Here is a 14,336-nt window from a genome sequence, read left to right on the forward strand (position 1 = left end):
ATAATAAAAGTAAAAGTGCCGGGTTTCCCTGGCACTTTTTTTATTTGTATCTTTGCATTTTCAAAAGTATATTCAAATGATGAATAATAAAAAAATCGCTGTAGATTTTGACGGAACTATTGTTGATGATGCTTATCCTGCAATTGGGAAGACTAAAATTTTTGCGTTCGAAACTTTAAAAAAACTTCAGTCTGATGGCTACAGGCTTATTCTCTGGACCTACCGGCATGGGAAAACCCTGGATGAAGCGGTAGAATTCTGCAAGAAAAACGGCGTTGAGTTTTATGCCGTCAATTCAAGTTTTGAGGGTGAAACTTTTGATCCTGAAAACCAATCGAGAAAACTGGATGCAGACTGGTTTATCGATGACAGGAATCTTGGCGGATTCCCGGGCTGGGGCGAGATCTACAATATTATTCAGGAAAGAATAGAGTTCCGTGTAGAAGGCAAAGAAGTACTGGCCTACTCAAAACTTAAAAAAGAAAAGAAAAAAGGATTATTCTGGTAGATAAAGAAATTAGGAGTCAGGGATTAGAAATTAGTTCTCAATCAGCTTCTGATTTAAACAATAGTAGCCGGAATATAATAGATGCTTAGAATTAGACTTAAAATATCCATAAAATTTTAATCTAATATCTGACATCTAATATCTAACATCTATATTAAAAATGATTCAGTTAAAAACAATAGACGAATTGCGTCTGATGAAGCAGAGTGCACGGTTGGTTTCGAAAACGTTAGGAATGCTGGCAAAAGAAATCAAACCCGGAATTACCACTTTGCATTTAGATAAATTGGCACATGATTTTATCAAAGATCATGGTGCTGAACCAGCCTTTTTAGGCTATGGCGGGTTTCCGTATTCTTTGTGTATTTCACCGAATGATCAGGTGGTTCACGGTTTTCCGAATAAGGATGAGATCAGGGAAGGCGATGTGCTTTCTGTGGATTGCGGAGCGGTTTTAAACGGTTTTGTAGGAGATCATGCCTATACATTTGAAATCGGTGAAGTAAAACCTGAAACCCGGAAACTGCTGAAAATTGCCAAAGAATCTTTATACAAAGGTATTGAGCAATGCGTCAGAGGAAAAAGGATCGGGGATATTTCCCATGCCATCCAGGCCCATTGTGAAAAGGAAGGATATGGCGTAGTCAGAGAGCTTGTAGGACATGGAGTCGGTAGAAAAATGCACGAAGATCCCCAAGTCCCGAACTATGGCAGGCAGGGAAGCGGCAAAGTTATCAAAGACGGATTGACCATTGCCATAGAACCGATGATCAACCTGGGCACTGAAAAAGTAAAGTTCCATAATGACGGCTGGACGGTGACGACTCTTGACAATCAGCCTTCCGCCCATTTTGAGCATGATGTAGCTGTAATCAACGGGAAACCGGTATTACTGTCTACGTTTCAGTATATCTATGAGGCACTCGGAATTCAAAGCGATGAAGAAAAGGCTTTCCAATTAGATTTTTAATGAAAAAAGTCGCGAAGCTTTTGCTGAATACCATTCCGCGTCCGATGCTGATTAAAATGAGCATCTGGGCCCGCCCGTTGATTTATCAGTTGTTCAAAGGAGACCGTTTTACGGACCCGATTGACGGGAAATCATACCGGAAATTTCTTCCGTATGGCTACGGGAACCAGCGTGAGAATGCACTGTCCCCGGGAACATTAAGCCTGGAGCGGCACCGGCAGATGTGGCTCTATCTTCAGAACGAGACTGATTTTTTCATTAAAAATTATAAGGTCCTGCACATTGCTCCCGAACAGGAATTTTTGAGAAAGTTCAAGAGGATGAGGAATCTGGATTATATTTCAGCCGATTTATTTTCTCCCATTGTTGATGTAAAAGCCGATATCCTGGATCTGCCTTTTGCAGATGAAAGTTTTGATATTATATTCTGTAACCATGTATTGGAACATATCGAAGATGATGCAAAAGCAATAAGCGAGCTCTACCGGGTATTAAGGCCGGGAGGCTGGGGGATTCTTCAGGTTCCTATGAAAAATGCTCTGGAAGAGACCTATGAGGATTTCAACATCAGGGATCCCAAAGAAAGGCAGAAACATTTCGGGCAGTATGACCACGTCCGCTGGTATGGAATGGATTATTTCGACCGTTTAAGGAAAGCCGGTTTTGAGGCGGAACCCAACTTCTATTCCCAAAATTTTTCAGAAGAAGAAATTAAAAGATACGGCTTAAGGAAAAATGAAATTCTTCCGGTAGTATATAAAAAATAAGAAAGGCCCGAAATTCGGGACTTTCTTATGAATAAACAGTCTTTTTTTATTCTTTAATAAATGGGAATGACTGATAATTTTCTAGGGCTAAAATATACTGGCCTTTCTGAAAGCGGTTGGTATCGATCTTGATTTTACGGTCAGAAGTTTTTGTTTCATACACCAGTTTCCCCGAAATATCATAAATTCTTAACCCAAGTTTCTTTTCAATATTGTCAATATGTAAAACTTCTTTGACGGGATTCGGATAGGCAGTCAATCCCTTCTTTAGTATTTCGTTTTCCTGGGTACTTAACTGCAAGGTATTGTTATAATATACTTTATTTCCTGAAGGATCTGTAATGACCAGTGTTTTTACGTTGCCATTCGTTGTAACCTGATAATTATAGATGGATGCATAAGCACCATTTGTATAAATATTACAATTCTTCTGATCATAATTACGTACGGCAAAAGCATTTCCTCCGTTATAATAAGCCAGTGTACATCCTCCGCTTGTTTTGATCATATTGTTGCTTCCGGGCATAATCCCGAACCCCAGAAGAGAGGTATTATAATATTTTGAATTAAGAACATAGCTTGTGCCTCCTGTTGCACTAAAAGTAGAAGCAGGTACTCCGGCATCTATTAAAGGCGTGTTCGTGGTCTGTCCGGTGCTGGTTACCATTTTCGAAATATACCAGCTGTTGGATAGTAATTCTGAAGTCTGGGCAGATAATAAACTGCCTGCAAATAAAAGAAGTAAAGCTTTTTTCATAAGTTTAAAAGTTTTCTGTAAACTTAAGTAAAATAATCCTGATTTTTAATGTGAAACTGCCTTCAGTCCTATTACGGAACCGATTAATGTAATAATAAAGAAAATCCTCCAGAAGCTTACCGGATCTTTAAAGAAGAAAATACCCACCAGAACGGTTCCGACCGCACCGATTCCCGTCCATACCGCATAGGCAGTGCCTATAGGCAGGGTCTGTGTTGCCTTAATCAGCAGAAGCATACTGATCGTCAGAGAAACAAGAAAGCCGGTAAACCAGAGGTACATGGCTGTCCCGGACGTTTCTTTTACTTTTCCTAAACATGAAGCAAATGCAACTTCAAATAAACCCGCAATAACTAAGATAACCCAATTCATTTTTATATTTTTCTGATGCAAATTTCAGGATTTAAAAATAAATAATCACCGTTGCAGTAATTAAACTGATCTTTAAACCTGATTATCCATATAGTATTCAAAAATTAATGTTTTAATCATTTAACAGTTCATATTTAAACAGTATTCAGGATTTATGATCATTTTTATCAAATTATAGAAGTAAACGTTTAACCGAAATGATCGGGCATGGTGTTCTGTGAATTAATATTTAGGCTATCTCAATAGCTTCATAATTCATAAATATTATTTAATGTGCTGATTTGTATATAATTATATCATTGTTATTCAATCTTTGAAAAATTTGCCAAACTACATTTATTTTTAATTCAGACCAAATTATGCCTCTATTGTTTTAATATAGGGAATAAAATATTTTTGCAGCAAAACTAAAAAATGAAGCGAGCTTCGATAAAAGATATAGCCAGAATTGCAGAAGTATCCGTTGCCACGGTTTCGTATGTTCTCAACAGAAAAGAAGGAAGCCGGATCAGTGAAGCGACAAGGAAAAAGGTACTTGAGGTGGCGGAAAACATTAATTATACCCCAAACAAAATAGCCCGGAGCCTGAAAATGAGTAAAAGTAAGCTGATCGGCTTAATTGTGGCGGATATTTCCAATGATTTTTATTCGAATATCGCCCGGAGCATTGAAGATGAAGCAATGAAACTGGGCTACACCCTTCTGATCGGAAGCTGTGATGAAAACCCTGAAAAATTCAGAAAGCTTACGGAATTATTCTCTGAACAGCAGGTGGACGGGATGATCATCGCTCCGGTGGTAGGTTCTGATGAAGCCATCAGTAAACTGATCAGGGAAGAATATCCGGTAGTTACCATAGACCGTTATCTGAAAAATCTAAGCCTTCCCGGAATAATGATCAATAATTCCGAAATCTCGGAATATATATGTGATCATCTGGTTAGCAGGAATTTTGATGAAATTATCTATGTCGGCTATGATACGGAGCTTCCGCACCTGCTGGACCGGCAGTATGGCTTTGACCAACGGATTTCGAAAACTGATATTTCCGCCAAAAGAATTTTGATTGATATTCATACCATTGCAGAAGAAATTCCGGTCAAATTGAAAGAAAGCATTGACCTGTCAAAAAAAACGGCAGTTTATTTTTCCAGCAACAAATTAGGCATTGCAGGACTTCGTTACCTTATTGATAACAACATTAAGGTTCCGGAAGATCTCTCGGTGGTGGCCTTTGATGAAACCGAAGCATATTATCTTTTTCCTACCGAAATAAGCTTTGTGCAGCAGCCATTAACGGATATGGCGAAAGAATCGGTCAACCTCCTTGACAATCAGATCGACCATTATACACCCTACGGAAAAAGAGTGATACTCAATGCCCTGTTTATGGAGCGGGGTTCGGTATAATAAAATAAACAGTTTAAGATTTTAAGAGTTAATTGATATGAACAACGATTTATAAATCAGTCAATTGATTTTTAATTTTAACAAAACTGTTTTATTAATAAACAAGCAATACATCGGAAATATTTATATTTTTTTTGTTAGATGAAATGCTATGGTTTTCCTCATTGCAAAAATACCAGAAATGCTTTTTGTTTGCCTTTGTGATAAAATTGAAAGTGATTTTACCTATTTTTTTATCCCGGGCGTAGGTTAGTTTACATAAAACTTTAGGAACAGTTAAACATTAAATTCTAAATTCAGGATCTAACATACAATTAATTCTGACGATCTAAAGGGCTTTTTTCGGGAATAGGCGCAAAGACCGGATTGTTTTACTAACTTTGCACTTCATAACATATTTTTTATGCACAAAGCAGGATTTGTAAATATTGTCGGAAAGCCGAATGCCGGAAAATCTACATTGTTGAACCAGTTAATGGGGGAAAAACTGGCTATTGTTACCCAGAAGGCACAGACAACGCGCCACAGGATTTTTGGAATTTATAATGAAGAAGATTTGCAGATCGTATTTTCAGATACGCCGGGAGTTTTAGACCCGAAATACGGGTTGCAGGAAAAAATGATGGATTTCGTAAAGGATTCTTTGCAGGATGCCGATGTATTCTTATTCATTGTTGATGTAACCGATAAAGCGGAACCTTCAGAATTTCTTATTGAAAAACTGAATAAAATTCCGGTTCCGGTTCTGCTCCTGTTAAATAAAGTAGACCAGACCAATCAGGAAGGACTTGAGAAATTGGTTGAAGTATGGCATGAAAGGATTCCGAAAGCGGAAATCCTTCCTATTTCTGCATTAAATGCTTTTAATACGGATATTATTCTGCCTAAATTAAAATCCATGCTTCCTGAAAATCCTCCTTATTATGATAAGGATCAGTATACGGATAAGCCTGAACGGTTTTTTGTCAATGAAGCAATCCGGGAAAAAATTCTTCTGAATTACGAAAAGGAAATCCCGTATTCTGTAGAAGTGGTGACGGAGCAGTTTAAGGAAAAAGAAGGAATTATCCTTATTGATTCTATTATTTATGTGGAAAGGGATACGCAGAAAGGAATCATTATCGGTCACAAGGGAGAAGCGATCAAGAAAGTCGGAACTGAATCAAGAATTGACCTGGAAAAATTCTTCAATAAAAAAATTCACTTAAACCTTTTTGTAAAAGTGAAAAAAGACTGGAGGAAAAATGACCGGGACCTTAAGAATTTCGGGTACAGATAGACTAATTGAGGCTGAACTGCCGTTATATTAAAAGATTTTTTTAAATTTTAACTGAATGAATTCTTTAAACACTGCACATTCCGATTCTGTTATCAAAGATATTGTTTTATTGGTGGTGAGGGTATTTATTGGTTTTGCCATGCTGTCTCACGGATTCCCGAAACTTCAGATGCTGATAGAAGGCGGCAAACCTGAATTTTTTGATTTTCTGGGAATGGGGCCGCAGATTTCCTTGGGACTTACCGTATTTGCAGAATTCGCATGTTCGATTCTTCTGATCTTAGGTCTGTTCTCGAGAGTGGCTTTAGGCTTCCTGATCTTTACCATGGCAGTAGCCGGATTTATTGTTCATTCATCGGATCCGTTTGAAAAACAGGAAATGAGCCTGATTTATCTTTCGGTCTATCTGATGTTAATGGTTTTTGGAGTAGGTAAGATTTCAGTAGATTATATGATCGAAAAAAGGAAAAGAGCCAGTGACTGGTAATTAATCTAAAAATAAAATACAAGCAGTAAGTTTTCTTGCTGCTTTTTTTATGCTGAAATTTTCGGTTTCCTGATAGTAAGAAATAATTGGATGTCAGCAATTTGTCAAAGAAAATTTTATGCTTTTTGCGGTTACCTGTAAATTCATTAAATTCGTCAGGAAGAGAAAATAATATTATCATATAATGAAGATCAAACTTACCATCTGCCTGCTGGCTTTCCTTAATTTTTACGAAGCTCAGGAGAATATTACCTATCAGAAGCCATCCGCAGAAATCCTTAAGCTGGCGGATTATGAAAGGCCGCCAGGTGTATTGATGAACAGTAAAAAAGACTGGATTATTTTTACCTACCGTCCGACCTACAAGACGCTGGAAGACCTCAGCCAGCAGGAAATGAAACTCGGAGGGTTAAGGATCAACCCGGTAACCAATATTTCAAGTACGGCCACCTATTCCAATAATCTGAAAGTCAGAAAACTCAATGATAAAACTGAAGTACAGGTTAAGAATTTACCTGCAAATCCTAAGATTACCTATACTTCATTTTCCCCGGATGAAAAGAAACTAGCCTTTACCAATACCACCGGAAAAGGGGTAGAGCTGTGGATTGTTGATCTGGAAACCGCAACGGCAAAGAAAATTACCCCGGACAACCTGAATGCAAATCTGGGAAGCCCGTATGTCTGGAACAAAGATTCAAAAAACCTTTTGATCAAAACCCTTCCACAGAACAGGGCTGCCTTAACTGATCCTGCAAAAGATCTTCCGACAGGACCGATTGTTTCTACAGCAGACGGAAAAGTCTCCCAGAACAGGACTTACCAGGATTTACTGAAAAACCCGCAGGACGAAAAGAATTTTGAAATTCTTACGTCTTCCTATATTTATAATGTTGATACAGACGGAAACCTGAAAAAGGTAAAAGACCAGGACATGTATAGCGGACTGAGCTATTCGCCGGACGGAAACTACCTGATGGCAACCACTCTGAAAAAACCATTCTCCTACATCGTTCCCCTGAACAGGTTCCCTATGACCACTACGGTGTATGACAGTAATGGAAACGTGGTAAAAATAGTGAATGAAACCCCGCTGAACGAAATTATGCCGAAGGGTTTCTCATCGGTAAGAACCGGGAAAAGAGATATGGGATGGAGAAATGATCTCCCCGCGACTTTAGTCTATGCAGAAGCTTTAGACGATGGGGACCAGTCTAAAACAACAGATTTCAGGGATGAGGTTTTTACATGGGAGGCTCCGTTTGCAGCAGCACCCAAATCGTTCTTTAAGACCAGGCAACGGTATGAAGGGATAAACTGGACCAATGATCATTATGCGATAGTTTCCGAGGGATGGTATGATACCAGAAATACGAAATCTTATCTTGTTGACCTGAATAACGGGACATCAAAAGTGATTGATGACCGGAATTACCAGGATGTTTACAGTGACCCGGGAAATTTCAATACCACCAAGAACCAGTACGGAAGATATGTAGTGGATATGAAAGGGGGGAAGTCTTACCTGATAGGAGCCGGCTTCACAAAAGAAGGCCAGCATCCCTTTATTGATGAAATGGATATGAAAACCCTGAAGAAAAAAAGGCTGTACACATCCAATATCAAAAATGCCAAAGAAGAAATCCTCGATATTTTGAACCCTTCAAAAGGCGACATTTTAACGACCCGACAATCTCCAAGCCTGTATCCTAATTATTTCAGGAAAAATATTAAGTCGGACAAAGCAGAAGCCGTTACCAATTTTGCCAACCCTTTTGAAAGCATAAAAGATGTATATAAGGAAGTTATTACCTATAAGAGAAGTGACGGGGTAACGCTTACGGGAACCCTTTACCTGCCGGCTGGTTATGACCGGAAAAACAAAACCGAAAAGCTGCCGCTGCTGATCTGGGCCTATCCTACGGAATATAAAGATAAAAATACCGCGGGACAAAACACCCAGAACCCGAATGACTTTACCTTCCCATACTACGGATCGTTTGTATACTGGACCGCTAAGGGCTATGCCGTTCTGGATGATGCTGCTTTCCCGATCATTGGGGAAGGAAAAACAGAACCGAATGATACCTTTATCCCACAGCTTGTAGCCAATGCAGAAGCAGCCATCAATGCGGTGGACCAGCTAGGATATATTGACAGAAAAAAAGTAGCAGTCGGCGGGCATTCGTATGGGGCGTTCATGACGGCGAACCTGCTGACCCATTCCAAGTTATTTGCCTGCGGAATTGCAAGAAGCGGCGCTTATAACAGGACCCTGACACCGTTCGGTTTCCAGAGCGAACAGAGAAACTATTGGGATGTGCCGGACGTATACAATACAATGTCGCCATTCATGAATGCCGATAAAATGAAAACTCCTTTGCTGCTTATTCACGGGGATGCCGACAACAATCCGGGAACCTTTACCTTACAGACGGAAAGGTATTTCCAGGCTTTGAAAAACCTCGGTGCCCCTGTAAAAATGGTTCTCCTGCCGAAAGAAGCACACGGGTATGCTGCAAAAGAAAACATCCTGCACCTGCTTTGGGAACAGGATCAGTTTTTGGAGAAATGCCTGAAGAAATAATCATTTAAAATAGACCCGTTCAGATCTGAACGGGTTTGTTTTTGAAGTTTAAAACCTGATGATTCTGGATATACAGGAATATCTAAATTTTTACAGGCTCGAAATAAACAAGTCTACCGATTAACCTCATATCTTTGTAAGAAATATTTTATCATATGATGCAGGAGATCATATTCAGAAATGCAATCCTTAAAGATTTACCTAAAATTGTTGAAATTTATAATTCAACCATACCATCACGAATGGTAACTGCCGACACAGAACCTGTTTCTATCGAAAGCAGGATGCCATGGTTTCACGAGCACAACGCTGAAACACGGCCCCTCTGGATTGTTGAAGACAGTCAGTATAATACGCTGGGTTGGGTAAGCTTCTCCTCATTTTACGGCCGGCCGGCTTATAACGGAACTGTGGAGGTCAGCATTTACATGGATGAAAGCTGCCGTGGAAGGGGATTGGGGAAGCAGGTGCTCGGATATTGTATCGATAACGCAGGGAAATTTGGTGTGAAAACATTGCTTGGATTTATTTTTCTACACAATGAACCAAGCTTAAAGCTGTTCAGCCATTTCGGGTTTGAAGCCTGGGGGACATTTCCTGATGTGGCGTTGCTGGATGGAGTAGAGCGCACGTTGGTAATCTTAGGAAAGAGAATAACTTAATCATTTTTCCAGAAACGGTTTTCCGTTTCCGTTGAATCTTTGACTTGCGTCAAAAAAGTGAAAGGATTTTCACTGCATCGGGAGTAGGTTTTGGAAGTAGTTCAGTGATTATAAAAAAAAGAAAAAGGTTCTATAATAACTTCAGCATTGTGATCATGAATGAGATGACCGTCTCTACACAAGCTCAGATAAAAATTAATTTATAAAAAAGCGGTCCCAAAAGAGTGCTTCTCAATTATATATTCTGTTCAATTCTTTTCGCAGACAAGTTCAGAAACCGTTTGACCAGCATCACAGCAGAAATCGTAAGCCCCAGCCCTAAAGCGATCCACATTCCGAAAGCCCCCATATTCAGGGTAACACACAGGAAGTAGCCCAAAGGAATGGTAATCAGCCAGTAGGCAATAAAAGTATAAATAGAAGGAATTTTCACATCCTGCAGTCCTCTTAATATTCCTAAGGCCGTCACCTGGATTCCGTCAGAAAGCTGGAATAAAGCTGCAATAATCATCAGTTTTGAGGCCAGCGTAATCACTTCAACTTCCTCTTTCTTTGTAAAGAAGGTCGGAAGGATATTGCGTCCGAGAATGAAAAGTATTCCGCAGATGCACATGAAGATAAAAGCGATTTTCAGGTTGTTGATTCCTACTTTTCTCAGTTCCGTAAAGTTTCTCTCACCCAGTTTCCTGCCGATCATGACTGTAGAAGCCACGCTGAATCCGATGCATAAATTAAAGGTAAAGGAAGCCATGCTCAAAGCAATCTGATGGGAGGCAATATCGTGAGCCGAGATCAGCCCGCATATAAATGCAGCTCCCGCAAATGCCGTTACTTCGAAAAACATCTGCAGTGCCGTAGGCAGGCCCAGACGGATCATCTTTTCAAACATCTGTTTTGAAAAAACTTCCATTTTAAGTGAAAAGTCTTTGATGTACTGCCTGGTTTTCTTTTCATGAAGAAGGACATAATACAGGAAGACTACCATGAAAATCCTGGCAATCAGCCCTGCCAGCGCCGAACCTTTTACGCCCATTTCCGGGAACCCGAAAAGCCCTTTGATAAAAACATAATTCAGTACAATATTAATGATGTTTGCGATAATGGTAGCTTTGGTCACCCCGATGGTATAGGATAAGCCTTCTGAAACTTCCCTCAGCGTCTGAAAGGCCATAAACGGAACAATACTGATAGCCATAATGGTTAAGAAATTAACCGTATCCGGAATGATTTTCGCAGGCTGCCCGGAATGATAGAGCAGCGGCATGGCCAACAGCAAAATTCCCATCAGCAGGATCCCGACGCTCATATTAATAATAAACCCGTGACTGAAAACCGAATTGATCGTTTTATGATCCTGTTTTGAATGGGCTTCAGATACCAGTGGCGGAATAGCAAAAGAAAATCCTAAAGCCAGCACGAATATGGAAAAAAATACCGCATTCCCCAATGAAACGGAAGCCAGGGCATCTGCTCCGAGCAATCTCCCGACAATGATATTGTCAAAAAGGTTTACCGAAACCTGGCCAACCTGGGTCAGCATCACAGGCAGGGCCAAAGTAATGCATTCTTTGGTATAGTTTTTATGTAAAAATCTCATAACAGTTTATAATTCCTATCGTTTAATTGTGACTGATTTGAACAATAACACGGCAATATTATTACAATCAGAATTTGATATTATACTATTAATGAATCATCAAAGATCTATTCATTAAGCGTAAATCTGGTTCGTTTCAAATGACCGGTTTTTAATTATCTTTTAAATGTATGCCTGTCGCAAAAAAAATTGCAGTAATCAGTGATACTGCAATTTTTATAATTTATTTAAAGTAATAATTACATTATTTCCTTACAAAACTTGCGACGTCATCGGCAGAAACGGTGTTGCCTCCTAAAATAATCAGCCTTTCCACTACGTTTCTGAGCTCTCTGACGTTTCCGGTCCATGAAAGTGCTTTTAACGCTTCAACCGCTTGATCATCGAATTTTTTTACAGCCGTACCGTGCTCATCGGCAATTATTCCTGAAAAATGATCCACCAGCATTGCGATGTCTTCTTTCCTTTCATCCAGGGAAGGAACATAGATTTCAATGACAGAAAGCCTGTGGTAAAGGTCTTCCCTGAATCTTCCAGCTTCAATTTCCTTCTGCATGTTTTTATTGGTAGCGGCAAGAACCCTTACGTCCACTTTAATTTCCTTATCGCTTCCTACGGGGGAAACCTTGCTTTCCTGTAAAGCCCTTAACACTTTGGCCTGGGCAATTAAGCTCATATCACCGATCTCATCCAGAAAAATAGTACCTCCGTTAGCCTGCTCGAATTTCCCTTGTTTATCTTTAATAGCGCCTGTAAAAGATCCTTTTACGTGTCCGAATAATTCAGATTCAATCAGTTCGGAAGGGATTGCCGCACAGTTGACCTCAATCATCGGCCCTCTGGCCCGGTCGCTCTGGTTGTGGATGGCGTGGGCTACCAGTTCTTTTCCGGCCCCGTTTGGCCCCGTGATTAAAACCCTTGCGTCAGAAGCCGCAACTTTTTCAATCATGTCCTGGATTTTCTTTAAACCTGCCGATTCGCCGATCATCTGGTACTTTTTGCTGACTTTCTTTTTAAGGGTTTTGTTTTCTGTCTGAAGGTTTTTGTTCTCTTTTTTCAGATGCTCTTTAGCCAGCGCATTTTTTACGCTTGTAATCAGTCTGTTGATATCGATAGGCTTAGAAATAAAATCGTATGCACCGTCTCTCAGGCAGGAAACTGCAGAGTCAATATCCGCATGGCCTGAAATCATAATGAAGGTAGATTCCGGTTTTAGAGCCAGACTCTGTTTTAAAAGTTCAGTTCCTGAAACTTTAGGCATCTTAATATCAGAAATTACCAGGGCAAAATCTTCTTTTTCTATTTGTTTGTAGCCTTCAAGGCCGTCTTCAGCGATAATAAATTCATATTCAGTAAGTTCGTCGGATAGGATACTCTGGAGTACTCCTGAAATTGCTTTTTCGTCTTCTACAATAAGGATTTTTTGCATAGTTGCAAATTTAGATTTTTTGATTGAATTATTAGCAAAAACTATACCTAAATGATCTGTTTTGAATAATCCCTCTGCCCAAAAATAGCCGATCCTACGCGTACGGAATTGGCACCGCATTCAATCGCGACAGGAAAATCATCACTCATCCCCATCGATAATGTTTCAAGAGGTTTCAGCCGGCTGAATTCATCAAAAATATGTTTCAGCGTCAGGAATTCCTTTTTTACCTGTTCTTTATTATCGGTGAAAGTAGCCATTCCCATCAATCCTGTAATTTCAATATTCGAGAAATCTCCCTGTACATATTTATCAAAGATTTCCCTGGCTTCTTCAGGCTCCAATCCGAATTTGCTTTCCTCTTCAGCAATTTTTACCTGTAGCAGTACCTTGATGGTCCGGTTGTATTTCAAAGCCTCTTTGCTGATTTCCCTGATCAGTTTTTCCGAATCCACACTTTGGATGGTGTCAACAAATTCCGCGATATATTTTACCTTATTTGTCTGTAAATGCCCGATAATATGCCATTGGATATCTTTGGGAAGAAGCGGATATTTCTCCGTAAGTTCCTGCACTTTATTTTCACCGAAAACCCTTTGTCCGAGATCATAGACTTCCCGGATAGCTGAAACGGGATGTGTTTTTGAGACTGCAACCAGCTGCACTTGTTCCGGCAGCTGATTTTTTATATCATTGTAATTTTCCTGAATGTTCATAGGGCAAATTTCTGAAATTTAAAGCAGAAAACATAATGCTGTCTGCTGGATATGGATTTAATATTGCTGCTCTGTAATTTTCTTCAGGTATAAAGAATTATGAATAGCGGCCGTACCCCAGGTATTATTGAAAAAGATAAAGGCCTGGTGTTGCGTAGCTTTAATTTTTTCAGCCAGATGATTAATGGATTCCTCACTGTATTCCGATTTGTAAAGAACGGGTGTTCCGTGCAGCCTGTAATACAGGATTCCGGAATGATTCAAAATGACATCTTCAGGAAGGTTACCTGGGAAACTTACGCCTGAAAAAATAATCTGATGGTCTTTTAAAAGATTGAAAACTTCATCCCGCCACCAGGATTCATGACGGAATTCAATGACATTGAGATAGCTGAAATCAAGGTTATTCATGATCAGACTGATATTTTCAGGCGTGTTCTTAAACGAAGGCGGAAACTGGTATAGAAATCCGGAGAGTTTCTTTTTCAGATGATCCTGAATATGAAGGCAGAACTCCGAAATTTCTTCCCGGCAGTTTTCAAGCCTTTTCTCATGAGAAATGGTCTTGGGAATCTTGATGAAAAACCTGAAATCATCAGGCGTTTCCTCCGCCCATTTTAAAAGGGTTTTAGCAGTCGGCTTCCTGTAAAAGGTAGAATTGATTTCCACACAATTGAATTCCCGGGAATATAATGTAAGAAAGTCTTTGCTCTTTGCGTCTTCGGGGTACAGCGATCCTTTCCAGTCATTATTATAAAAACCTGAGCATCCAATATAAAGATTTTCCTTTTCCAT

Annotated in this window: 14 protein-coding genes; 8 read left to right on the plus strand and 6 right to left on the minus strand. The window is 39.6% G+C overall.

Annotated features, from left to right (window positions below):
* Window positions 1-76: 76 nt before the first annotated feature.
* From H561_RS0100825 to H561_RS0100835, 3 genes are all read left to right on the plus strand, one after another.
* On the plus strand, window positions 77-508 hold the full coding sequence (locus H561_RS0100825) for a BT0820 family HAD-type phosphatase (protein WP_027385269.1): 432 nt from the start codon (window positions 77-79) through the stop codon (window positions 506-508).
* A 160-nt stretch (window positions 509-668) separates the two neighbouring features.
* Entirely contained in the window at window positions 669-1,478 is an 810-nt protein-coding gene (gene map / locus H561_RS0100830; protein WP_027385270.1) for a type I methionyl aminopeptidase, read from the plus strand.
* On the plus strand, window positions 1,478-2,245 hold the full coding sequence (locus H561_RS0100835; protein WP_027385271.1) for a class I SAM-dependent methyltransferase: 768 nt from the start codon (window positions 1,478-1,480) through the stop codon (window positions 2,243-2,245). Before map ends, H561_RS0100835 begins: the two co-directional genes overlap by 1 nt.
* Before the next feature lie 46 nt (window positions 2,246-2,291).
* On the opposite strand, the gene H561_RS0100840 is transcribed toward H561_RS0100835, so the two are convergent.
* Together H561_RS0100840 and H561_RS0100845 are read right to left on the minus strand one after the other, a co-directional pair.
* On the minus strand, window positions 2,292-3,002 hold the full coding sequence (locus H561_RS0100840) for a T9SS type A sorting domain-containing protein (RefSeq protein ID WP_027385272.1): 711 nt from the start codon (window positions 3,000-3,002) through the stop codon (window positions 2,292-2,294).
* 45 nt (window positions 3,003-3,047) lie between these two features.
* Window positions 3,048-3,374, minus strand: a complete 327-nt coding sequence (locus H561_RS0100845) for a DMT family transporter (RefSeq protein ID WP_027385273.1) — start codon at window positions 3,372-3,374, stop codon at window positions 3,048-3,050.
* A 414-nt stretch (window positions 3,375-3,788) separates the two neighbouring features.
* Between H561_RS0100845 and H561_RS0100850 the strand changes: the two genes are divergently transcribed.
* The 5 genes from H561_RS0100850 to H561_RS0100870 all read left to right on the plus strand — a co-directional run bounded on the left by H561_RS0100850 (window position 3,789) and on the right by H561_RS0100870 (window position 9,799).
* Window positions 3,789-4,784 (plus strand): LacI family DNA-binding transcriptional regulator, encoded by a 996-nt coding sequence (locus H561_RS0100850; protein WP_027385274.1) that lies wholly within the window; start codon window positions 3,789-3,791, stop codon window positions 4,782-4,784.
* A 403-nt stretch (window positions 4,785-5,187) separates the two neighbouring features.
* Window positions 5,188-6,063 (plus strand): GTPase Era, encoded by an 876-nt coding sequence (era, locus tag H561_RS0100855; RefSeq protein ID WP_027385275.1) that lies wholly within the window; start codon window positions 5,188-5,190, stop codon window positions 6,061-6,063.
* Between the two features lie 55 nt (window positions 6,064-6,118).
* On the plus strand, window positions 6,119-6,550 hold the full coding sequence (locus tag H561_RS0100860) for a DoxX family protein (RefSeq protein ID WP_027385276.1): 432 nt from the start codon (window positions 6,119-6,121) through the stop codon (window positions 6,548-6,550).
* A 184-nt stretch (window positions 6,551-6,734) separates the two neighbouring features.
* Window positions 6,735-9,137: an alpha/beta hydrolase family protein gene (locus H561_RS0100865; RefSeq protein WP_027385277.1), complete on the plus strand. Its 2,403-nt coding sequence runs from the start codon at window positions 6,735-6,737 to the stop codon at window positions 9,135-9,137.
* A 155-nt stretch (window positions 9,138-9,292) separates the two neighbouring features.
* Window positions 9,293-9,799, plus strand: coding sequence for a GNAT family N-acetyltransferase (locus H561_RS0100870; RefSeq protein ID WP_228372202.1), 507 nt, complete (start codon window positions 9,293-9,295; stop codon window positions 9,797-9,799).
* Between the two features lie 235 nt (window positions 9,800-10,034).
* Here H561_RS0100870 and H561_RS0100875 read toward each other — a convergent pair whose 3' ends face one another.
* From H561_RS0100875 to H561_RS0100890, 4 genes are all read right to left on the minus strand, one after another.
* Window positions 10,035-11,396, minus strand: a complete 1,362-nt coding sequence (locus H561_RS0100875; RefSeq protein ID WP_027385279.1) for an MATE family efflux transporter — start codon at window positions 11,394-11,396, stop codon at window positions 10,035-10,037.
* A 244-nt stretch (window positions 11,397-11,640) separates the two neighbouring features.
* On the minus strand, window positions 11,641-12,825 hold the full coding sequence (locus H561_RS0100880) for a sigma-54-dependent transcriptional regulator (RefSeq protein WP_027385280.1): 1,185 nt from the start codon (window positions 12,823-12,825) through the stop codon (window positions 11,641-11,643).
* A 47-nt stretch (window positions 12,826-12,872) separates the two neighbouring features.
* Window positions 12,873-13,541: a YggS family pyridoxal phosphate-dependent enzyme gene (locus tag H561_RS0100885; protein ID WP_027385281.1), complete on the minus strand. Its 669-nt coding sequence runs from the start codon at window positions 13,539-13,541 to the stop codon at window positions 12,873-12,875.
* A gap of 57 nt (window positions 13,542-13,598) precedes the next feature.
* Complete coding sequence (locus H561_RS0100890) at window positions 13,599-14,336, minus strand: DUF72 domain-containing protein (protein WP_027385282.1); 738 nt, start codon at window positions 14,334-14,336, stop codon at window positions 13,599-13,601.

Origin of the sequence: Chryseobacterium gregarium DSM 19109 (genome assembly GCF_000430845.1) — a bacterium.
Taxonomy (GTDB): domain Bacteria; phylum Bacteroidota; class Bacteroidia; order Flavobacteriales; family Weeksellaceae; genus Chryseobacterium; species Chryseobacterium gregarium.